Source organism: Halomonas sp. DP5N14-9 (assembly GCF_019802175.1).
GTDB lineage: Bacteria > Pseudomonadota > Gammaproteobacteria > Pseudomonadales > Halomonadaceae > Halomonas > Halomonas litopenaei.
The window spans coordinates 1-21,803 of sequence record NZ_JAHVHR010000029.1 but is presented as its reverse complement, the minus strand read 5'-3'; the positions used below and the strand labels follow the sequence as shown (position 1 = coordinate 21,803).

Sequence of the window (21,803 nt, the reverse complement as noted above, 5' to 3'; positions counted from 1 at the left end):
ACACCGCATGCATCGACTACCGCTCACCACGCTGGCGGTCACCGCCGGCCTGACCCTGAGTGCCTGCTCCAGCCTCGAGCCCCAGCCCTTCGACGCCACCGAGATCCGTCAGCGGGCGATCAGCGACCAGGCCCAGATGTATCGCCTGCAGGAGCCGCTCAATCAGCCGGTCACTTTCTACGAGGCCGCCGCCCGGGCACTCAAGTACAACCTCGACTATCGCCTGAAGCTGATGGAAAGCGCCTTGGCCTCGAACCTGCGTGACGTCTCGCGCCATGAACTGCTGCCACGTATCGTCGCCGAGGCCGGCTACAGTGATCGCAGCAACGACTCCGGCGGCACCTCCATCGGTATCGAGGACGGCGAGGAAAGCCTGCGGCCCTCCACTTCGGAGCAGCGCTACCGTTCCACCGCGGGCCTTGGCCTGTCCTGGAGCCTGCTCGACTTCGGCCTGGCCTACTACGAGAACCAGCAGAAGGCCGACCAGATGCTGATGGCCGAGGAACGCCGGCGCAAGGTCGCCCAGAACGTGCTGCGCGACGTACGCAACGCCTACTGGCGGGCGCTGGCCGCCCAACGCCTGATTCCTCGCCTCAATGTACTGCTGGCGCGCACCGAGGTAGCGCTGGACGCCGCCCGTGAGGCCCAGCGCCAGGGACTGCTGCCACGCCAGGAGGTACTGGCCTACCAGCGCGCGCTGCTCGACTCCACCACCCTGCTGACCGCGCGCCGCCAGGATCTGGAGCTGGCCAAGACCGAACTGGCCGCACTGATGTCGCTGCCCCCCGGTACCCGCCTGATCCTGGCCGACGAACCGGAACCGGATCTTCCCCCGGACGTCAGCGATATCGAGCGCCTGGAACAGCTGGCGCTGCAGCACCGCCCGGAGATCATGGAGGAGTGGTACCGCAAGCGGGTCAACCAGAACGACCTGGAAGCCGCCAAGCTCAGGCTGTGGCCCAACGTCACGGTCAGCGCGGGCATCGAGTACGACTCCAACGACTACCTGTACAACAACGACTGGACCGAGACCGGCGTCAACGTGTCCTTGAACCTGTTGAAGCTGTTGTCCTATCCCGATCTGAACGAAGCCCAGGACACCCAGGGTGACGCCGACGACCTGCGCCGTACCGCCCTGTCCATGGCGGTACTGACCCAGGTGCGGGTGGGCGCCCTGCGCTACCACCTGGCCCGCGAGGAGCTCGAGTACAGCGACGAGAGCCTCGAGGTGGACGAGGACCTGCTGGCCTACGCCAAGGCCGCGGCCTCCTCTTCCATCGGCTCGGAGCTCGAGGTGATTCGCGCCGAGAGCCGCTACCTGCTGTCCCAGTACCAGCGCGAGGCGGCCTACTCCCGCGCCCAGGCCGCCTGGGGCCGGTTGTTCAACTCGGTGGGCCTGGACGTGCTGCCCGAGACCGTCGCCCAGCACGATGTACAGACCCTGGCCGGCGAGATCGAGCGGATCATGACCACCCACGAGCGCCAAGGCATCATTGCGCCTCACCCGGGCCAGCCACCGGCGCCAGCCGGCGGGCCCACCCTGGAGCCGCGTCGCCCGCAGCCGGGGACGGGCGCCGATAAGGGGGGAACCGATGCCGTCTAGTCGTCTTCGCCCGCGCTCGGCCGGGATGCTCCTCGGTTTCGCACTGCCCCTGCTCGGGCTGTCGGCGCCAGCATCGGCCCAGCAGTCGGCACCTCAATCGACCCAGCAGTCGACCCAGCATTCGGCACAGCAAAGCCGGAGCGAGCTGACCATGCGCGCCCTGCTGGCCCCCCAGCAGGAGGCGACCCTGTCGAGCCGCATGGAAGGCACCCTGGACGAGCTGGCCGTGTCGCTGGGTGCTACGGTGGCCGAGGGCGATGTGCTGGCCCGCTTCGACTGCCGAATCGAGCAGGCCCGGGTCAACGTGGCCAATACCGAACTCGGCGTGGCCCGGCTCAACAGCCAGGCCAAGGACCGCCTGCGCCGCCTGGACGCGGTGGGCGATCTCGAGGTGGCGCTGGCCCGGGCGGAGGTCGACAAGGCCCAGAGCGCCTTGAACCTTGCCGCCGTCCAGCGTGATCGCTGTACCTTGAAGGCGCCCTTCGCCGGGCGCATCGCCGCGGTTCACGTCAAGCCGTTCCAGACCATGGCCGCCGGTACGCCGATCGCCGATCTGGTCGGTGATGGCCCTCTCAAGGTCCGGCTCAATGCCCCCTCGGCGCACCTGTCCGAGCTCGGTGAAGGCCAGCCAGTCAGTCTTGACGTCAGCGAGACCGGCAAGCGCTACGCCGCCACGCTCAGCGCGGTGAGTGCCCGCATCGATGCGGTGGCCCAGACCGTCGAGCTCGAGGCACGCCTCGACCAGGCCCATGACGAGCTGATGCCGGGCATGACTGGGCGTGCCACCCTGGTGGCCGAGTCGCCCACCACAGAGGACAGCGACGAAGGCACGCCATGAGCGCCAGCGAACACCCACGCCCGGCATCGCTGGCGTCACTGAGCCTGGCCCTGCGAGATCGCGCGCTGGACGCAGAGTCACGCACCACCCTGGCCTTCTCCATCGCCAACGACCCCTATCCGCTGCTGCGCTTTCGTCAGGCCCTGGTGGTGGAGGGCCGTGCCCGGGGCGCGCTCAGGCTGCGCTGTGTCTCGGGGCTGGCCACGCCCACCGAGCGCACCCCCTTCGTCAACTGGGTGGAAAGGCTCGGCGCCTGGCTACTCGATCAACACGACATCGATGGCCCCAGGCTGCTGCTGCGCGATCAACTGGAACTCCCCGAGGACCTGGCCGAGGGCTGGGCCCAGTGGTGGCCAGAGGTGCTGTGGCTGGTGCCGCTGGGTCCCGGCGGCACCGACGTCGACCGAAAGTCGTCCAGCGACCATGCCTGGGCGCTGTTTCTGCTCGAGCAGCCACCGCCCCAGGCGCTGCGCCAGCAGCTCGGTGGCCTGGCCGCCACCTGGCGCTACTGCTGGCAGGCCCTGGCGCCACGCCGCCGCGCCTGGCAGCTACCGCGTCGTCGGCTCGGCTGGCTGTTATTGGTTGCAGTGATCGCCGCGATGTTCCTGCCGGTGCGCCAGTCGGCCCTGGCCCCGGCCGAGATCGTGTCGCTGGACAGCGCCGCCATCACCAGCCCGTTGGACGGTGTGGTGGCCGAGATGCTGGTAGAGCCCAACTCACGCGTCGAGGCCGGCACCCCCCTGTTCCGCCTGGATCGTAGCGAACTCGAAGGCCGCGCCGGGGTACTCAGGCGTCAGCTCGAGGTGGCCAGCGCCGAGCTCGACGCCGCCGGCAACCTGGCCTTCGACGACCGCTCGCGGCTCGCCGATATAAGCCGCCTGAGGCGCCAGCAGGCGCAGCGCCAGGCCGAACTGGAGGCACTGGAGGCCAGGCTCGAACGCACCCTGGTGACGGCTCCGACGGCGGGAGTCGCGGTCTACAGCGACCCCGACGACTGGGAAGGACGCCCCGTCGCCACCGGCGAGCGCATCCTGCGCCTGGCCGACCCCGATCAGCCGGCGGTGGAGATCCAGCTGGCCGCCGCCGACGCCATCACCCTGGCACCCGGGGCCGAGGTCAAGGTGTTCCTCAGCGCCCGTCCGCTGGAACCGATCGGCGCGCGCCTCACCCAGACCAGCTACGAAGCCTCGACCGACGCAGATGGCGTCGCCGCCTATCGCCTGCTGGCCGAGCTTGCGCCGACCGAGGTGAAAGACAGCGCCGGACAGAGCCTCGACCAGGGGACCGATACCCAGACCGACTCGACAGCGAACCAAGTACGCCTGGGGCTGCACGGCACCGCCAAGGTCTACGGCGAAGAGGTCAGTCTCGGCTACTACCTGCTGCGCCGGCCGCTGTCGGCCCTGCGCGCCTGGACGGGGTGGTAGCCATGGCCTCAGCGACACCCGCAAGCCATGGCCCGGGGGCTTCCCACGGCGCGGCTGCCTCACCCACGGAAGTCAACGCCAGCCCCTTTAGCGCGACGATGGCCCATCACACCGCCGGCGTCGATGAACGCTCGGATCGTCCGCCGCCGCCGCTGCGCGAGGACCTGGTGCTGGTGGATGCGGGTCGTGATCGCCATGGCGAGCCCCAATGGTCGATCCAGGACCCGGTGACCAATCGCTTCTACCGGATCGGCTGGCTCGAGTTCGAGTGTCTGGCGCGCTGGGGGGCGAGCCCCGCGCGGATTCGCGACGAGATCGCCGCCCAGACGCCGATGCAGCCGTCGCTCGAGCAGGTGCTCGAACTAGTGGACTTTCTCGAGCATCACCGTCTCTTGCGGGCCGGGCCCGACAGCACCGACCGATTGGCCCGCGAGGCCGCCACAGGCGCCGCCTGGCGCAAGCTGTCCTGGTGGCTGCATCACTATCTGTTCTTTCGCCTGCCGCTGGTGCGCCCGCAGCGCTTTCTTGGCGCCGTGGTGCGCGCCCTGCCCTGGCTGTTCAGCCGTGGCATGGTCACGGCGGTGCTGTTGCTCGGACTGCTCGGGCTGGTGCTGGTGGTGCGCCGCTGGGACCACTTTACCCACGCGGTGATGGACGCCTTCTCGATGTCGGGCATGCTCAGCTTCGCCTGTGCACTGGTGGTCGCCAAGGCCTGCCACGAGCTCGGCCATGCCCTGGTGGCGACCCGGCTGGGGGTAAAGGTGGCGCATATGGGCGTCGCCTTTATCGTGCTGTGGCCGATGCTCTACACCGACACCGGCGAGAGCTGGAAACTCAGGCGCAGTCGATCGCGGCTGGCGATCTCGTCGGCGGGCATGCTGGTGGAGCTTGGCCTGGCAGGCCTGGCGACCCTCGGCTGGGTGCTGACCGAGCCGGGCGCCGTCAACTCGGCACTTCTGTACCTGGCCACCACCAGCTGGGTGCTGAGCCTGGCGATCAACGCAAGTCCCTTCATGCGCTTCGACGGCTACTTCGTGCTGACCGATCTGCTCGACTTCCCCAACCTGCACGAGCGCGCCGGCGCCCAGGCCCGTGTGTGGCTGCGCCGTCGACTGCTGGGGCTCGACGAGGCCTGGCCCGAGCCCTTTCCCCGTCATCAGCGACGTTCGCTGGTGCTGTTCGCCTTCGCCACCTGGCTGTATCGACTGGTGCTGTTCCTCGGCATCGCCCTGGCCGTCTATCATCTGTTCTTCAAGGCGCTGGGCATCGTCCTGTTCGCCGTGGAAATAGCCTGGTTCATCCTGATGCCCGTCACCCGAGAACTGCAGCACTGGTGGTCCCATCGCCGCGCCGTCCCCCGGCGCTTTCGCCTGGCCTGGCTGTTGGCCCTCGGCCTACTGCTGTTGCTGGCCTGCCTGCCCCTGCAGACCCGCGTCAGCGGGCCTGGCGTGCTCCACGCCGAGCGCGAGCTGACCCTGTACTCGCCGTTTCCCGCACGCCTGGAGACCATCGCCGCCACCGGGCGGGTCGAGCGGGAGGCGGCCCTGGTGCGGCTGAGCGAGCCGGATATCCGACGTCGTGAGCTGGCCCAGGAAAGCGAGCTCGACCTGCTGGAGGCCGAACTCGCGGGGCTGCTCGACGCCGACGATGGGCGTAATCGCGACAGCGCTACCCTGGCGCTACACCGCGTCAGCGAAAGTGGACGCCAGGCCGCCCGGCGGGAGCAGCAGCGACTGGTCATCAACGCCCCCTTCGCCGGCGAATGGCAGCGCTTCGATCGACAACAGACGCCGGGGCAATGGGTCGCGACCCAAGAGCCGCTGGGCGTACTGGTGGCCCCCTCGACCTGGGTCATCGATGCCTACGTGCCTCAGGACGAGGTCCACCGCCTGAGTCCTGGTGCTCGGGTGCGCTTTCTGGTGGAGGGCCACACCCGACCACTGGCCGGACACGTCACCAGCATCGGTGCCACCCGCGCCGAGCACCTGAGTCACACCCTGCTGGCGGCACGTCACGGCGGCCCGTTGTCCACCTACGAGGACCCGGAGGAGCGCGGCAAGTTGCGTCTTGAACGCGCGCTGATCGCGATCGAAGCCCGCCTGGATAGCCCCTGGACAGGCGGCAGGCAGGCCGCCGGCCAACTGCACATCGACGCCGAGCGTCAGAGCCTGGTCGGACAGTTCACTACCTGGCTCGCTTCGGTGGTGATCCGCGAGAGCGGCTTCTGAGAAGACGGTTCCCTCTAGACTGCCTGCCCGCGAGCCCACCAGCGCTGCCACTGTGCCCTATTGTCGCTATGCCCCGTTGTCGCTTTGCCCCGTTGTCGCTATGCCCCGTTGTCACTGTGCCCCGTTGTCACTAAGGCGCATTGTCACTATGTTGCACATTCGCTAGCATCGTCACTGCATTCGCCAGGAGCAAGTCAGTGGCCGTCCCATCTCGCAGCAACAGCAAACGCCCCAGCGTGGCCGACTACCTGGCCGAGGCCATCTTCGGCGGACGCTATCGCCCCGGCGACTTCGTGCCCAAGGAGGTCGACCTGGCCGAACAGTTTGCACTGAACCGTTCGGCGGTCAGGAGCGACCTGCGCCAGCTGGTGGACGTGGGCATCATCGAACGCATTTCCGGCCACGGCTCCAAGGTGCGCGAGGTCGAGGCCTGGAACATCCTCGACCCGTCGGTCACCGACTGGATGACCCGCTACGCGGCTCCCAACCCCGAGATCCAGCGCGAGATCCTGAGCTTCCGCCTCGACGTCGAGCCCTACGTGGCGATGACCGCAGCCCGCCGCGCGACGGCCCGCGATCTGGTCGCCATCGAGGAGGCCTTCGAGGGCATGGAAAGCGCCATGAACGCCGCCGAGGGCGACGCCAAGCGCTTGCACAGCGATCACGACATCGCCTTCCATGTGGCCATCTTCAAGGCCACCCGCAATATCGTCTGGTCCCAGCTCTCGCATATCCTGCGCCCCTCGATCTACCTGCTGATCGAGACCTCCAACGAAAGCGCCAGCGACCCCGAGGACAGCCTCGAGCGTCACCGCGAGCTGATGGAGGCGATACGCACGCGACGCCCCCAGGACGCCTTTCGCGCCGCCCAGGCGGTGCTGGCCGGTACCGCCGACGCCCTGGGCATCAAACCCGGCGACTCGGTGCTCGGCAGCGACCTGGAGTTGCCACCTACCGGCTGAGTCAAGGTCCTGTGGGAGCCGCCATGCTATGCTGGCGGCCTGGCGCAGCCCACGCACCCGCCAGCCCCGTCCCCCTCGCCTAGCCCGTCAAAAAGGACCTTTGACATGGCCTCCGTGTATGATTTCAAGCCTCGTTTTCAAGCCCTGCTGCGTCCCTTGGTGGGCCGCCTTCACCAGCGTGGCGTCAGCGCCAATCAGGTCACCCTGCTGGCCGCCGTGCTGTCACTGCTGGTGGCGGCAGTGGTTGGCCTCAACGTGCAGACGCAGCTCTGGTTCGTACTGATCGCACTGTGGCTCCCCCTACGCATGGCGCTCAACGCCATCGACGGCATGCTCGCCCGTGAACACGGCCAGCAGACGGCCCTGGGCGGCTACCTCAACGAGCTGTGCGACGTGGTCTCGGACGCCGCCCTGTTCGTCCCCTTCGCGCTGCTGCCCGAGACAGGCCCCGGCGCCGTCCTTATCGCCATGGTGCTGGCGATCATCGTCGAGTACGCCGGCGTCATGGGCCCCCTGGTCGGGGCGACCCGACGCTACGACGGCCCCATGGGCAAGAGCGATCGCGCCCTGGTCATCGGCATACTCGCCCTGGTGGTGGCGGTGGGCCTGGCGGCAGGCTGGTTCATCGCAGCGGTATTCTGGCTGATGGCGGTGCTGATGCTGGTCTCGCTGTACCATCGCGTCCAGCGTGGCATCGCCGAGGTCGCTACCCCAGGCGACCGGGATGAAAGACCATGACGCGCCCGCAGGAGTCCCTCGACTTCACCACCCACGACGGTCAGCGCCTGCACTATCGCCACTGGCCGGCGACGGCAGACCACCGCAACGGCGCCATCGTGCTGTTTCATCGTGGCCACGAGCACGGCGGCCGGATGGCCCATCTGGTCGATGAACTCGACCTGCCCGGCGTCGCCTTCTTCGCATGGGACGCGCGTGGTCACGGCGCCTCCGATGGGGTTCGTGGCGACGCCCCGGACTTTGCTACCTATGCGCGAGACGTGCAGACCTTCTTTGACCACCTCGCCACCCATCACCGTCAAGCCGCCGCCGATACCATCGTGGTCGCCCAGAGCGTCGGTGCCGTGATCATAGCAAGCTGGCTTCACGACTACGCCCCCGACATACGCGCCGCGGTACTGGCGGCGCCTGCCTTCAAGGTCAAGTTGTACATTCCCCTGGCGCTGCCCTGTTTGAGGCTCGCCACCCGACTGTCCGATAAAGTCTTCATCAAGAGCTACGTGCGTGCCTCGCTATTGACCCACGACCCAGAGCGCCAACGCAGCTACGCCACGGACCCGGCCATCAGTCGCCAGATATCGGCGCGCATCTTGATCGGTCTTGCCGATACCTCCCGGCGTATCGTCGATGACGCCGACACCATCGATACTCCCATCCAGTTGCTGCTGTCTGGTCGTGACCATGTGGTCGACCGACGACCTCAGCTCGACTTCTTTGCGCGACTGCCCCACCCGGACAAGGAGTGCCACCTGCTCGAGGGCTTTTTCCACGACACCCTCGGCGAGCGCGATCGTCATCTGGCCCTGTCCCCCATGCGCCGTTTTATCCTGCGCCAGCTTGAGGCGCCCGCTCTACCGCTCACTCGCCTTGCCGCCCACCTCCACGGACAGGGCTGCGCCAAGGCTGAAGCGCTGGGCCGCCCACTTGCAGCAGGCTCGCTGAAGGCTGGCTACTGGCGTCTGATGCGGGCAGCTCTCGGGGTCGGCGCGCGTCTTTCCAGCAGCCTCAAGGTAGGCATCGAACGCGGCTTTGACTCAGGAGCAATGCTCGATCAGGTCTATCGCCACCGCGCCGAGAGCTCGAGCCGCCTGGGCCGGCTGATCGACCGCGTGCACCTCGACGCCATTGGCTGGCGCGGCATTCGCCTTAGACGCCGCCACCTGGAAGAACTGATTTCCCTGGCTGCCGGATGCCTGCGTGACGAAGATCGCGACCTGCACCTGCTGGATGTTGCCGCCGGTCACGGTCGCTACGTTCTCTCTGCGGTGGCAGCCATGGACCCAGCGCCCGACAGCGTGCTATTGCGCGATTACAGCGAGCACAACGTCGCTGCCGGCAGGGCCATGATCCAACAAATGGGCCTTGCCGACCGCGTTCGCTTCAACGCCGGCGATGCCTTTGACCGCGCTAGCCTCGCCCGCATCTCTCCCGCCCCCACGCTGGCCGTAGTCTCGGGACTCTACGAGCTTTATTGCGACAATGATCGGGTCATGGACTCCCTGTGCGGTCTGGCCGACAGCATGGCCGAAGGCAGTCGCCTTATCGTCACCAACCAGCCCTGGCATCCACAGCTCACCTTTATCGCCAGGGCCCTGTCGTCTCACCGCCAGGGCGAGCCCTGGGTGATGCGCTGTCGCAGCCAGTACGAGATGCGCCAGCTCCTTCACGCCAGCGGATTCGTGGTCGAAACCCTGCGTATCGATCCCTGGGGGATCTTCTCGGTGATGCTCGCCCGCCGGCTCCCGCAATGAGCGCAAACAGCGACAACCGCTACCACGCCTGCTTCGCCCTGCGCGTCAAGGGGGCTCTCTCGCTGTTGGTGCTTGGGCTGATATTCTTTGCCAGCTACACCGCCTGCAACCACCTCAGCGCAGCGCGCGAACCGCTGCCGAGCATGATGTTTGCGTGGGAATCGGCGATCCCGCTATTGCCCTGGACCATCGTGCCCTACTGGTCCATCGACCTGATGTACGCCCTGGCGCTGCTGTGGCTGCCGCGCGATGGAGGGGAGCTGTCGCGGCTGGTCAAGCGCCTGCTGAGCGTGCAGCTGCTTTGCGTCATCGGCTTTCTGGCCTACCCACTGCGCTGCGGCCTGGTGCGCCCGGAGCTGGACGGCGTCTTTGGCTCGCTCTTCGATATCCTGATGGGCTTCGACCTGCCCTACAATCAGGCGCCGTCGTTGCATATCGCGCTGCTGGTGGTGCTCTGGCACGCCTATGCCGCGCACCTTGACCGCCGCTGGCGCTGGCTGTTACATGGCTGGTGCGGCCTTATCGGCGTCTCGGTGCTGACCACCTGGCAGCACCATTTCATCGACGTGCCGAGCGGCGCCCTGGTCGGTGCACTGAGCCTCTGGCTATGGCCCTCCCAGGCTCGCTCGCCGCTGGCTCTTCTCGCGTCACGCCGGTCACTTCCCTCGGCGAACCACCAACTGGCCTGGCGCTACGCCCTGGCGGCGACGGCCCTGTGCGGACTGGCCCTGGCCATCGGCGGCGCCGCGCTGTGGCTCGCCTGGCCAGCGCTGTCCCTGCTGCTGGTCGCGCTCAACTACGCCTGGCTCGGCCCGTCAGGCTTTCAAAAGGACGCCACAGGGCGGCTCTCACTGGCGGCGACGCTGCTCTACGCCCCCTACACACTGGCCGCCTGGCTCAACGCTCGTGTGTGGACCCGTCGACGCCCGCAACCCGACGTGGTAACCGACGGGGTCTACCTCGGGCGACTCCCCTGGCACACCATGCCCTCACCGACGATGGCCCTGGTCGATCTTTGCGCCGAGCTTCCAGCGCCGTCCGGGGCAAGAGACTATACGAGCCTTGGCGTCATGGACCTGACAGTGGCATCGCCGCAGACGCTGCGCCTTGCCGCCGAGACCATCGAACGCTATCGCCAGGAGGGCCCGGTGCTGGTGTGCTGCGCCCTCGGAGTCTCGCGCAGCACCAGCGCCGTTGCTGCCTGGCTATTGCTGACCGGGCGTGCCGGTGACGTCGAGGAAGCCATCACCCAGGTTCGCCGCGCCCGTCCCATCAGCGTGCTCAAGGCCCACCATCGTCAGGCGCTAGGAGCCCTTGCGGGGGAGCTGCCGTCAGCAAACGCCGACACCCCGACATGATCAGGCCCCGTCGAGTGAGACTCGACGGGGCCTGATCACTACTGCTCGGACCGGTCTGTGGCCTGGCGTCCTTGTACCTGGACCAGGACCTGGACGCGGACCTTATTCATAGGCCATCTGCTCAAGCTCCCGTCCACGGGTCTCCTTGACCCACTTCATCACGAACACCACTGAGCAGGCCGCGAAGAAGGCGTAGACACCGTAGGCCCCGGCAAGGCCGATTCCCGCCAGCATGATCGGGAAGGTCATGGTGATGGCGAAGTTGGCCAGCCATTGGAACAGCCCCGAGACCGCCAGTCCCGAACCGCGCACCTGATTGGGGAACATCTCACCGAGCATCACCCACATCACCGGCCCCCAGGACACATTGAAGAACAGCACATAGGCATTGGCCGCCAGCAGCGCTAGCACCCCCATGTCACCGGCCAAGGCCAGCTTTCCGTCGACCATGCTGGCGGTGGAGAAGGCGTAGGCCAACAGGCACAGGGTCAGCGCCATACCCACTGAACCTGCCCACAAGAGCGGCTTGCGACCGATCCGATCGATCAGCGCGATGGCGATCAGACAGGCGCCGATCGACACCGCACCGCTGATCACGTTGATCAGCAGGGCATCACCCTCGGAGAAGCCCACCGCCTGCCACAGCACCGCACCGTAGTAGAACACCACGTTGATCCCGACCAGCTGCTGGAACACCGCCAGCCCGATACCGACCCAGACGATGCCGTGCACCTTGCCACTGGTGGCGTTGATCAGATCCCTGAGGCTCGGCACATGGTCGGCGTTCAGCGACGCCTTGATCTCGGCGACCTTGGCCTGCCCCGCCTGCTCGCCGAGCAGGGTGACCAGCACCCGTGTCGCCTTGTCGTCGCGTCCGCGGCTGATCAGAAAACGCGGGCTCTCCGGGATACCCAGCAGTGCCAGCAGAAAGATCGCCGCCGGCAGCATCTCGATCCAGAACATCCAGCGCCAGGCGTCGAAGCCGAACCACAGACTGGCGGTGGAGGCGCCGGCGATCTTGGCCAGCACATAGTTGCTGACGAAGGCGATAAACAGCCCCGAGATGATCGCCACCTGCTGGATCGTGGCCAGCCGTCCGCGCCGCTCGGCCGGCGCCACCTCGCTGATGTAGGCCGGCGTCATCACGCTGGCCGCGCCCACCGCCATGCCGCCAAGCACCCGGTAGATCACGAACTCCAGCGAGCCGGTCGCCACCCCGGAGCCCCAGGCGCTGACCAGAAAGAACACCGCCGACACGATCAGCAGCGCACGACGGCCGTAGCGATCGGCCAGGCGGCCGGCGAAGAAGGCACCGATGGCGCAACCCAGCAGCATCGAGGCCACGTTGAAGCCGGTGCCGACGCTGTCGGAGTCGAAGGCCGTCTGCAGACCATCGACGGTGCCGTTGATCACGCCGCTGTCGAAGCCGAACAGAAAACCGCCGATGGCGGCGATACAGCAGATGGCGAACACATAGCGTTGTCGCTTGAGCGAGGCGGCGTCCGCCGGTGAGGATACGATAGGCATGCTGAACTCCTTGTTGTTGTGATATCGCAGTTGAAAAAAGGCTGGGTCACAGCCAGCCGGCGTCCACCCAGTGGTTGTGCGCGGTACAGCCGCTGGCCGCGTCGGAAGCGAGAAACACCACCATCGCCGCGACGTGATGAGGCTCGAGGCGCACCTTGAGCTTCTGCTCGGCGACGATCTGGGCCTCCTGTTCGGCGCTGTACCAGCGGGACTGGCGCGGCGTCTTGACGTTGCCGGGGATCACGCAGTTGACCCGGATGCCCTGTTCACCCAGTTCCTGGGCCAGCGCCCGGGTCAGCCCCTCGATGCCGGCCTTGGCCGTCTCGTAGAGCGCCAGGCCTGCCTGGCCCAGGTGCCAGCTGATCGAGCCGAGGTTGATCACCGCACCGCCGCCACGCCTGGCCATGCCCGGCGCCACCGCCTGGGTGGCGAACACCAGGTGGCGGAGGTTCACGGCGATGCGTTCGTCGAAATAGGCCGGGGTGATGTCCGCCAGACGATGGCGATCGTCGTTGGCCGCGTTGTTGACCAGCACATCGACATCACCGATCGCGCTCAGCACCTCGTCGAGACGCGCCAGATCGGTCAGGTCACAGTGATGGAATTGCAGCCGATCGCGGCCGGCACCCTGCTCGGTCAGACGCGCTACCAGCGCCTGGGATGGCGCCTCGGCGAGGTCGAGAAAGTGCACCTCGGCGCCCTGCTCGACAAACGCCTCCACCAGCCCCTCTCCGATTCCCGAGCCGCCACCGGTGATGACCACCCGCCTGCCCGCAAGGCCTGGGTAGAGCGCCACCGGTCCTCTGTGTTCCATCGTCATGTCAGCGTGACTCCCGTTGCTGTTGTAGGGGTTGTACCTAAGCCATCCAGGACTTGCCTGGAAGCGCCTGCGCTCGTCGACGTATCGGCTTGGCCTGTTGGAGGCGGCGCGCGTCACCGCTTTCGCCTTTCGATTGGCGAAGTCTTTCGATTGGCGAAGCCTTTCGTCTGGCGAGATCCGTTGGTTCGACGAGAGATGTTTGTTACTTCTCTTTACTAATATCTCGTTAGTAATTTGTCCTAACTAAGTGCACAGTCTTGTCGAGTCGGACGCCATGTGCCATTGCACTTATGTCGAACAGAAGCCTCCCAGCGGAAAGGTGCTTGATGGCGCCCGGTGCTCTTCTGAAATCCAGTGCTCTTCTGAAAAGCGGCACAGGCGTCGCACGGATTCACTCAGGATCCTTGTTCGGCCGATGTAGCCGGGCGATGCAGTCGGGCGATGCAGCCGGGCGCTACTGTACGGCGCTGCGGCCCGTCGCCCGCCTTGATACACTCGACGCGACCTTCCCCATCCCTGACAGGGTCGGAGACTTTCGTTCATGACCGCCTCTTCCACCGCCGGCGACCTAGGTGCGCTCAAGTCACGCAACCGCGCCTCTCTGCTGGAGTGGCTGCGCCGCCAGCCCGGGCTGACCCGTGCCGAGCTTGCCCAGCGCACCGCCCTGACCAAGGTAACCGTCGGCGCCGCCGTACAGACGCTGCTGGACCAGGGCTGGCTGGTCGAAGGCGATCTGCTGCGTGGGGGTAGCGGTCGCCCCGGACGGGCGCTGTCCCTCAATCCCGACAGCCATGCCATCCTGGGCATCGAGATCGGGGTCCATGGGCTGCACGTGCTGGCCATCAACTTTCATGGCCAGATCCTGGCCCAGCGACACCAGGCCGTGGTGCCGACCCGGCCAGACGATACCCTGGATCAGATCGTGCCCATGGTGCGCGAGCTTATCCGGACGGCGCTTTCACACAGGACACTGCTCGGTGTGGGACTGGCGGTGCCGGGGCCGACGTCGCCGGAGCAGTCGCGGCTTAGCCTGGCGCCCAACCTGGGCTGGCGAGACGTCCCGCTGCTCGAGATGCTCAGGCAGCGCCTGCCGGAACTCGACGATGATTCGAGACGATTCTGGTGCATGGACAACGAGGCCAAGGCGGCGGCCTTTGGCGAGCTCTATTGCAGCCCGTCCAGCGGCCAGGATGCCGCGACGCCGTCGTCACTGTTGTACGTCAGCGCGGCTACCGGGATCGGCAGCGGGCTGGTAGTGCAAGGCACGCCGCCCCGGGTGATTCGCGGCGTGCATGGGCTGGCCGGCGAGATCGGCCACACACTCCTGGCGCCGGGGGGCAAGCCGTGTCACTGCGGTAACCACGGCTGCGCCGAGACCCTGGTCAGTGGCTGGGCCCTGCGTGACACCCTGGGTATCGAGGCCGGCGCCTCCTTGAGCGAAGGCGTCGAGCATCACCGCGACCCCGACCTGGTGGCCGAGACCCTCAACCAGGCAGGGGAAGCCCTGGGCCTGCTGCTGCTCAATCTCCACCTCACCCTGAATCCCGAGCGCATCGTCATCGGTGGCTCGCTGGTGAAGCTGGGCGCACCGCTGCTGGACCCGGCGCTTGCGTTCTTCACTCGTCATCAGAACCATCTGCTGCCACAGGCGCCGCCGATCCCGGTGCGCATCCTCGACGACAGCCTGGCGACTGCCGCCCGCGGCGCTGCCGCCCAGGTACTGTGCCAGCTGCTGGCTCGCCACGACGAATTCGCCACTGACGTATAACCCGCTGTTTCTGGCGGGTTCAGCTCACTCCAAGTAAGCGACGACGTCGTGGGTCATCGAGAGATCGACGCGAAGTGTCGTGTTCACGCGCTGCCATCATCGTCGACGAAGGCCTCGGTGGCCTGACGATGCCCCAGCATCAGGGCGTCGGCCACCTGCTGCAGCGGCGTGATGTCCATATCGCTCTGGCCAGCCTCGAGCAAGCTGTGGAAGTGCGCGTAGACGCCCTGGTATTCGCGCTCCGGCTCATCGATCAGCGTCTTTCCATCGACGATAAGACGGGCGCCCCCAGCCTCCAGGGTCAAGCTTCCCCCATCGGTGACGAAGGTCATCTCCCAGCACGGCGGATCCTCGTGGCGGAAGTCGAAGTCACCGCTCAGCAGGACGCCATCGGCGGTACGCCATTCAAGCGTCGCCGCGATGGGTGTCTGGGCGTTGGCGGGCACGACCAGATTGGCCCGCTTCAAGAAGAACGGATCGGGCAGCAGTGCGGTAACGATGGACAGGGCGTTGATGCCCGGATCGAACACCCCCATGCCGCCGGCTTCCCACAGCCAGGCCTGGCCTGGATGCCACACCCGCACGTCCTCGTGCCAGCGAATATCGACGCCCTCGACCCGGCGTCCAGCGAGCCAGTCAGCGGCCGCGGCGATGCCCGGGGCAAAGCGCGAGTGCCAGGCGGCGAACAGCGTAAGTCCCGCCTTTTCGGCCTGTGCCTTGAGGTCCTGCACCTCGGCCAGGGTGGCCCCCGGCGGCTTTTCCAACAGCACCGCCTTGCCACGGGCCAGCGCCTGACTGGCGAGCCTGTGGCGCAGATGGGCAGGAGTGCAGATCGCCACGGCGTCGATATCCGGCTCGGCGTCGAGCATCTCCTCGAGACTTGCGTAGGACGCCACGTCCTCCAGGCGCGAATGAGGGTCCGCCGACGCCACCAGCTCAAGACCTTCGGTGGCTCGGATGGCGTCCACATGCTGATCCCGGACGATCTTGCCGGCGCCGGCCACGCCCAGTCGAAACTGCCGCATTACTGCCTCCTGGAGCGGTCCCCGCGGAGACCTCAATGTAATCAAGGAGCACAGCATAATTGAGCCGAGGGGCGTGACCAACCCTGCCCCAGCTACGCCAGGGACCTGTCTCCACCCTCGCTACCCCGGGCAAAAGGTCGGGTCAGCCCTGGTGTGCTGCTGCGAAGGCCCTGGCGGGCGCCCAGACAAGGACGAGGATCACCCTTTCAGTGATTGTCCCTGGGCGGACTCTGGCGCGCCACGTCACGGTAGGCGTCGGCGCCGCGCAGGGTCATGCCGCGATCCAGTGGTTCGATCAGGGTGCGCTGGATCTCCTGCCACGGCGTCTGGTGGGCCGGATAGGGATAGCCGCCCTGGGCGTCGAGACGCTGTCGACGCTGGGTGATTTCGTCGTCGTCCACCAGCAGGCGGACCTCGCAGCGGCCCAGGTCCACGCGTAGTCGATCGCCGGTCTGGACCAGCGCCAGCGGCCCGCCGGTGGCGGCTTCCGGCGAGGCGTTGAGGATCGAGGGCGATCCCGAGGTCCCCGACTGACGCCCGTCGCCCAGACACGGCAGCGACTCGATCCCCTGGCGAATCAGCGCCTCCGGCGGTTGCATGTTGACCACCTCGGCGCCGCCAGGATGGCCCACCGGCCCCGCCCCACGCATGATCAGGATGGTGCTGGCGTCGATGCCGAGTTCGGGATCGTCGATGCGGGCGTGGTAGTCCTCGGAGCCGTCGAACACCACCACCCGGCCCTCGAAGGCCTCCGGGTCGTCCGGGTTCTCGAGAAACCGCCGACGAAAGTCCGGCGAGATCACGCTGGTCTTCATCAGCGCCGAGTCGAACAGGTTGCCCTTGAGGTTCAGGAAGCCGGCGTGTTCGACCAGCGGATTGTCGAAGCGTCGGATGACCTCCTCGTCCAGGGTCTCGCGGCCCGCGATGCTGTCGGCCAGGCGGCGGCCGTCGACGCCGGTGACGTCGCCGTGCAGCAGACCGCGCTCGAGCAGCTCGTGCTGTACCGCCGGCACCCCGCCGGCACGATGGAACTCCTCACCCAGGTAGGCACCGGCCGGCATCACGTTGGCCAGCAGCGGAATCCGGTGGCCCAGCCGCTGCCAGTCGTCGTTGTCGAGCGCAACGCCTGCATGGCGGGCGATGGCGTTGACGTGGATCGGCGCATTGGACGATCCCCCCAGCGCCGAACACACCACCACCGCGTTCTCGAACGCCTCGCGCGTCAGGATGTCGAGCGGGCGTAGGTCCTGCCATACCATCTCGACCGCGCGCTGGCCGGTGTCGTAGGCGACCATCGCGCGTTCCTTGTAGGGCCCGGGAATCATCGCCGACCCCGGCAGGCTCATGCCCAGCGCCTCGGCCATGGAATTCATGGTGGAGGCGGTGCCCATGGTGTTGCAGTGGCCCACCGAAGGCGCCGAGTCGCTGGCCCGGGCAAGAAACTCGGCGTAGTCGATGTCGCCGGCGGCCAGGCGCTTTCTCAGCTCCCAGATGATGGTGCCGGAGCCGACCCGCTCGTTGCCCCTCCAGCCGTTGAGCATGGGGCCGCCGGACAGCACGATGGCCGGAATGTTGACCGTCGCCGCCGCCATCAAACAGGCCGGGGTGGTCTTGTCACAGCCGGTGGTCAGCACCACGCCGTCCAGCGGGTAGCCGTGCAGCACTTCCACCAGGCCCAGGTAGGCCAGGTTGCGGTCCAGTGCTGCGGTGGGCCGGCGCACGTTCTCGTGGATCGGATGCAGGGGAAACTCGAAGGGCACCCCGCCGGCGGCGCGAATACCGTCCTTGACCCGCTTGACCAGCTCGATGTGGTGACGATTGCAGGGGGTCAGGTCGGAACCGGACTGGGCGATGCCGATGATCGGCTTGCCCGAGGTCAGCTCATCGAGGGTCACCCCGTAGTTGAGGTAGCGCTCGATGCACAGCGCAGTGGTACCCGGGTGGTCGGGGTTGTCGAACCACCAGCGGGAACGCAGCTGGTCGGGGGTAAGGCGGGGGCGCTGGGTCATGGTGTTCTCCTGCGGTTGCCGCCGGCATGCGAGCGGCAACGGTCTGCCATTGGGTGCGAAGGTCGGGAGCGCTCAGTGGGAGTGTCGCGGAACGTCCGCGCCACGACAGCCCACCAGAAAGTCGAAGTCGCAGCCTTCATCGGCCTGCAGCACGTGCTCGATGTAGAGCTGACGGTAGCCGCCGCTGGAGGCGATACGGCGCGACGCCTCGGTGGGATCGCTGGCGGACAGGCGCCGCTCGAGCTCGGCCTCGTCGACGTCCAGATGCAGACGCCCGTCGTAGGCATCCAGCTCGATCCAGTCGCCGTTCTCTACCGCCGCCAGGGGACCGCCGGCCGCCGCCTCCGGCGCCACATGCAGGACCACGGTGCCATAGGCGGTACCGCTCATGCGAGCGTCCGAGATCCGCACCATGTCGGTCACGCCCTGGGCCAGGAGCTTCGCCGGCAGGCCCATGTTGCCCACCTCGGCCATGCCGTGGTAGCCCTTGGGACCGCAGTGCTTCATCACCAGCACGCTGTCGGCATCGACCTCCAGATCCGGGTCATTGATCCGCGCCTTGTAGTCGTCGAAGTTCTCGAACACCACCGCGCGACCACGGTGACGCATCAGCTCGGGGCTCGCCGCCGAGGGCTTGAGCACCGCTCCCTTGGGCGCCAGGTTGCCGCGCAGCACGCACATGCCACCGTCGTCCACCAGCGGGTTGTCCAGCTCACGAATCACCTGATCGTTGTAGAGCGGCGCATCCTTGACGTTGTCCCACAGGGTCTGGCCGTTGACCGTCAGCGCCTCCTTGTGGGGCAGGCGGTCTGCCTCACCGAGGCGCCGCAGCACCGCCGGAAGCCCGCCGGCGTAGTAGAACTCCTCCATCAGAAAGCGCCCCGACGGCTGCAGGTCGACGATGGTCGGGGTGCCACGCCCTACCCGGTTCCAGTCATCGAGCTCGAGCTCGACGCCCATGCGTCCGGCGATCGCCTTGAGGTGGATCACCGCATTGGTCGAGCCACCGATGGCGGCGTTGGTGCGAATGGCGTTCTCGAAGGCCTCCCGGGTCAGCACCCGAGACAACCGCAGGTCCTCCTTGACCATGTCGACGATGCGATTGCCCGACAGGTGCGCCAGCACATAGCGGCGCGAGTCCACCGCAGGAATCGCCGCATTGTGGGGCAGCGACACCCCCAGCGATTCCGCCATGCAGGCCATGGTGGAGGCCGTGCCCATGGTGTTGCAGGTGCCGGCGGAGCGTGACATGCCGGCCTCTGCGGCCATGAAGTCGTGGATCGATATCTTGCCTGCCTTGACCTCCTCGGACAGCTGCCAGACCACGGTGCCGGAGCCGATATCCCGGCCCTTGTGCTTGCCGTTGAGCATCGGCCCGCCGGTGACCACGATGGCCGGGATGTCGCAGCTGGCCGCCCCCATCAACAGCGCCGGAGTGGTCTTGTCGCAGCCGGTCAGCAACACCACGCCGTCCAGCGGATTGCCGCGAATAGCCTCCTCCACGTCCATGCTCGCCAGGTTGCGGGTGAACATGGCGGTGGGACGCAGATTGGATTCGCCGTTGGAGAACACCGGGAACTCCACCGGGTAGCCGCCCGCCTCCAGCACCCCCTTCTTGACGTGCTCGGCCAGCTTGCGGAAGTGGGCGTTGCACGGTGTGAGCTCGGAGAAGGTGTTGCAGATACCGATGATCGGGCGGCCATCGAATTCGTGGTCAGGAATCCCCTGATTCTTCATCCAGCTGCGGTACATGAAGCCGTTCTTGTCCGCACTGCCGAACCACTCGGCGCTACGAAAGCGTGCCTTCTGGGGCACTTCGGTCGCCGCTTCGTCGCTTGCTGCCTCGACACCCACGCTTGGGGAATCCTGATCACTATCGGCCATTGCCTGGCTCCTTCAACTCTGTCACGGGGCGAGCGGCAACCGGTCTGCCTGCTGTCTCGGGCCAATCGCTGGCCTTTGACGTCATGGCGAATACCGACCCGCTCGTCGGGTCCTGGGCAAGCCTACGTCGCGGGCGCCACAAAGTACACACATACGAAAGTATATGTTGAACATACTCGCAACTCGGTCAAGACTTGCCGCCACACCAATAACGATCACGCTCTCATCAGGGAGATCGACCATGCGAGCTATCCCCAGGCTTTCCCGTCTTGCCGCCTCCATCGGTGCGGCATCCATCGCCATCACTGCTGCCGCCAGTGCCCAGGCCGCTGAATACGAGTGGACCTTCCAGGCCTCCGAGACCGCCGGCGAGCCGAGCTTCAAGATCAAGCAGGAGTGGGCCGAGCGCATCGAGACCATGACCGATGGCCGTGTGGCCATCGAGGTGTTGCCGATCAACTCGGTGGTAGGTCCCACCGAAACCCTGCAGGCGGTGAGTTCCGGCATCCTGCAGGGCCATATGACCGACCCCAGCTACTTCTCCGGCCAGAACCCGGCCTTCGGCATGCTCGGCAATCTGGTGGGCGCCTGGAACGACCCCTACGACTTCCTCGAGTTCATGAACAACGCCGGCGGCGAGGATCTCTACAACGAGCTGGTGGAGCCCTACGGCGCCCATCTGGTGGCGGCGGCGACCTTCCCGCTGGAGTCGATCCCGTCCACGGTGGCCATCGAGTCGCTGGAAGACTTCGAGGGACTCAAGATTCGTGCGCCCCAGGGCATGGTCTACAACATCTTCGAGCGCATCGGCGCCACGCCGGTCAACCTGCCCGGCTCCGAGGTCTACACCGGCCTTGAGAAGGGCGTGATCGACGCCGCCGACTCCACGGTGCTGTCGAACAACGACGCCCAGGGCCTCCACGCCTTTGCGCCCTACCCGCTGTACCCGGGCTTCCACTCTATGCCGATGATCGCGGTATCGGTGAACAAGGATATCTGGGACGGCCTGCCCGAAGACCTTCAGACCACCCTCGAGACCGCCTTCGACGCCATGGCCTACGACCTGATCGCCCGACTCAAGGCCCAGGACATCGAAGCGCTTGCCCGTCTCCAGGAGGACCCGGAGGTTCACCCGTTCGACCTGCCCGACGAAGAACGCAAGGCCTTCCGTCAGGCGGCTGAACAGGAATGGCAGGAGTGGGCCGGCAAGAACGAGATGACCCAGAAGGTCTACGACGCCGCCACCGGCTTCCTGACCGCCCGCGGCCAACTGTAAGCCTCGCCAGCCGTCCTGCCCCCGATGGGGGCCCTGCCCCCCGGTCCAGCCTGCTGACACCGGGGGGCAGCTCCGTGACGACTTGCTGACCGCACCCGTGGTCGTGACCTTCAACCTGTTGACCAACGCCGCCAGCGGCCTGGAGCAACCATGACGCCTCCCTCCTCCCACAACACCCCCGCCGGATCGCCACATGACGGCGCCGGGCGGCCGCCTGATCCGTCACAAGAGCCTTCGCACGAGCCTTCGCATGATCCTTCACCCGAGCCTTCTCGCGGCCCGAACCCCGACCCGTCGGCGGACAGGACGCCCGAGCGTGCCCCCGATGTGGTGCGCAGTCGTTTCGATCGTGGCGTGGTCCGGGTGGCCCAGTTCGCCGCCTGGCTGGTGTTCATCGCCATGGCCATCAGCGTCTATGAGGTGATCATGCGCTACGGCTTCGGCGCGCCCACCTCCTGGGTCCACGAGAGCGTGGTCATGCTGGTGGCGGTCAGCTTCTGTCTCGGCGGCCCGGCCGCGCTGGCCTCCAACCGCCATATCCGGGTCAAGGTGCTCTACGACGCCGTGGGCCCGAGGTTCCGGCTGTGGC

General features: G+C 66.9%; 16 protein-coding genes. 11 read left to right on the top strand and 5 right to left on the bottom strand.

Going from position 1 to position 21,803, the window contains the following annotated elements:
- The first annotated feature begins 7 nt into the window (after positions 1-7).
- From KUW00_RS14955 to KUW00_RS14920, 8 genes are all read left to right on the top strand, one after another.
- A complete protein-coding gene (locus KUW00_RS14955; RefSeq protein ID WP_108133337.1) occupies positions 8-1,603 on the top strand; it encodes a TolC family protein in 1,596 nt (531 codons plus the stop codon).
- On the top strand, positions 1,593-2,441 hold the full coding sequence (locus KUW00_RS14950) for an efflux RND transporter periplasmic adaptor subunit (protein WP_222569461.1): 849 nt from the start codon (positions 1,593-1,595) through the stop codon (positions 2,439-2,441). The genes KUW00_RS14955 and KUW00_RS14950 overlap by 11 nt, the downstream gene beginning before the upstream one ends.
- On the top strand, positions 2,438-3,868 hold the full coding sequence (locus tag KUW00_RS14945) for an efflux RND transporter periplasmic adaptor subunit (protein WP_222569460.1): 1,431 nt from the start codon (positions 2,438-2,440) through the stop codon (positions 3,866-3,868). Before KUW00_RS14950 ends, KUW00_RS14945 begins: the two co-directional genes overlap by 4 nt.
- Positions 3,869-3,870: 2 nt before the next feature.
- Positions 3,871-6,096 (top strand): HlyD family efflux transporter periplasmic adaptor subunit, encoded by a 2,226-nt coding sequence (locus tag KUW00_RS14940; protein WP_222569459.1) that lies wholly within the window; start codon positions 3,871-3,873, stop codon positions 6,094-6,096.
- A 197-nt stretch (positions 6,097-6,293) separates the two neighbouring features.
- A complete protein-coding gene (locus KUW00_RS14935) occupies positions 6,294-7,058 on the top strand; it encodes a FadR/GntR family transcriptional regulator (RefSeq protein WP_231498686.1) in 765 nt (254 codons plus the stop codon).
- Positions 7,059-7,163: 105 nt separating this feature from the next.
- A complete protein-coding gene (locus tag KUW00_RS14930; RefSeq protein WP_222569458.1) occupies positions 7,164-7,796 on the top strand; it encodes a CDP-alcohol phosphatidyltransferase family protein in 633 nt (210 codons plus the stop codon).
- Positions 7,793-9,547, top strand: a complete 1,755-nt coding sequence (locus KUW00_RS14925; RefSeq protein ID WP_222569457.1) for a bifunctional alpha/beta hydrolase/class I SAM-dependent methyltransferase — start codon at positions 7,793-7,795, stop codon at positions 9,545-9,547. The genes KUW00_RS14930 and KUW00_RS14925 overlap by 4 nt, the downstream gene beginning before the upstream one ends.
- Complete coding sequence (locus KUW00_RS14920; RefSeq protein WP_222569456.1) at positions 9,544-10,905, top strand: phosphatase PAP2/dual specificity phosphatase family protein; 1,362 nt, start codon at positions 9,544-9,546, stop codon at positions 10,903-10,905. The genes KUW00_RS14925 and KUW00_RS14920 overlap by 4 nt, the downstream gene beginning before the upstream one ends.
- 102 nt (positions 10,906-11,007) lie before the next feature.
- On the opposite strand, the gene KUW00_RS14915 is transcribed toward KUW00_RS14920, so the two are convergent.
- On the bottom strand, positions 11,008-12,432 hold the full coding sequence (locus tag KUW00_RS14915) for a sugar porter family MFS transporter (protein WP_045994536.1): 1,425 nt from the start codon (positions 12,430-12,432) through the stop codon (positions 11,008-11,010).
- A gap of 46 nt (positions 12,433-12,478) precedes the next feature.
- Positions 12,479-13,252 (bottom strand): SDR family oxidoreductase, encoded by a 774-nt coding sequence (locus tag KUW00_RS14910; protein WP_315901165.1) that lies wholly within the window; start codon positions 13,250-13,252, stop codon positions 12,479-12,481.
- A gap of 541 nt (positions 13,253-13,793) precedes the next feature.
- Here KUW00_RS14910 and KUW00_RS14905 point away from each other — a divergent pair.
- Positions 13,794-15,020 (top strand): ROK family transcriptional regulator, encoded by a 1,227-nt coding sequence (locus KUW00_RS14905; protein WP_222569455.1) that lies wholly within the window; start codon positions 13,794-13,796, stop codon positions 15,018-15,020.
- Between the two features lie 83 nt (positions 15,021-15,103).
- Here KUW00_RS14905 and KUW00_RS14900 read toward each other — a convergent pair whose 3' ends face one another.
- The 3 genes from KUW00_RS14900 to KUW00_RS14890 all read right to left on the bottom strand — a co-directional run bounded on the left by KUW00_RS14900 (position 15,104) and on the right by KUW00_RS14890 (position 19,938).
- Positions 15,104-16,045, bottom strand: coding sequence for a Gfo/Idh/MocA family protein (locus KUW00_RS14900; protein WP_222569454.1), 942 nt, complete (start codon positions 16,043-16,045; stop codon positions 15,104-15,106).
- Positions 16,046-16,251: 206 nt separating this feature from the next.
- Positions 16,252-18,054, bottom strand: coding sequence for an IlvD/Edd family dehydratase (locus KUW00_RS14895; RefSeq protein WP_222516729.1), 1,803 nt, complete (start codon positions 18,052-18,054; stop codon positions 16,252-16,254).
- 72 nt (positions 18,055-18,126) lie between these two features.
- A complete protein-coding gene (locus KUW00_RS14890; RefSeq protein WP_253029530.1) occupies positions 18,127-19,938 on the bottom strand; it encodes an IlvD/Edd family dehydratase in 1,812 nt (603 codons plus the stop codon).
- A gap of 241 nt (positions 19,939-20,179) precedes the next feature.
- Here KUW00_RS14890 and KUW00_RS14885 point away from each other — a divergent pair, with 241 nt between their 5' ends.
- Positions 20,180-21,214 (top strand): TRAP transporter substrate-binding protein, encoded by a 1,035-nt coding sequence (locus KUW00_RS14885; protein ID WP_045994710.1) that lies wholly within the window; start codon positions 20,180-20,182, stop codon positions 21,212-21,214.
- Positions 21,215-21,364: 150 nt separating this feature from the next.
- Positions 21,365-21,803, top strand: a 439-nt coding sequence (locus tag KUW00_RS14880; RefSeq protein WP_222569453.1) for a TRAP transporter small permease subunit, incomplete at its 3' end; no start/stop codon positions are given.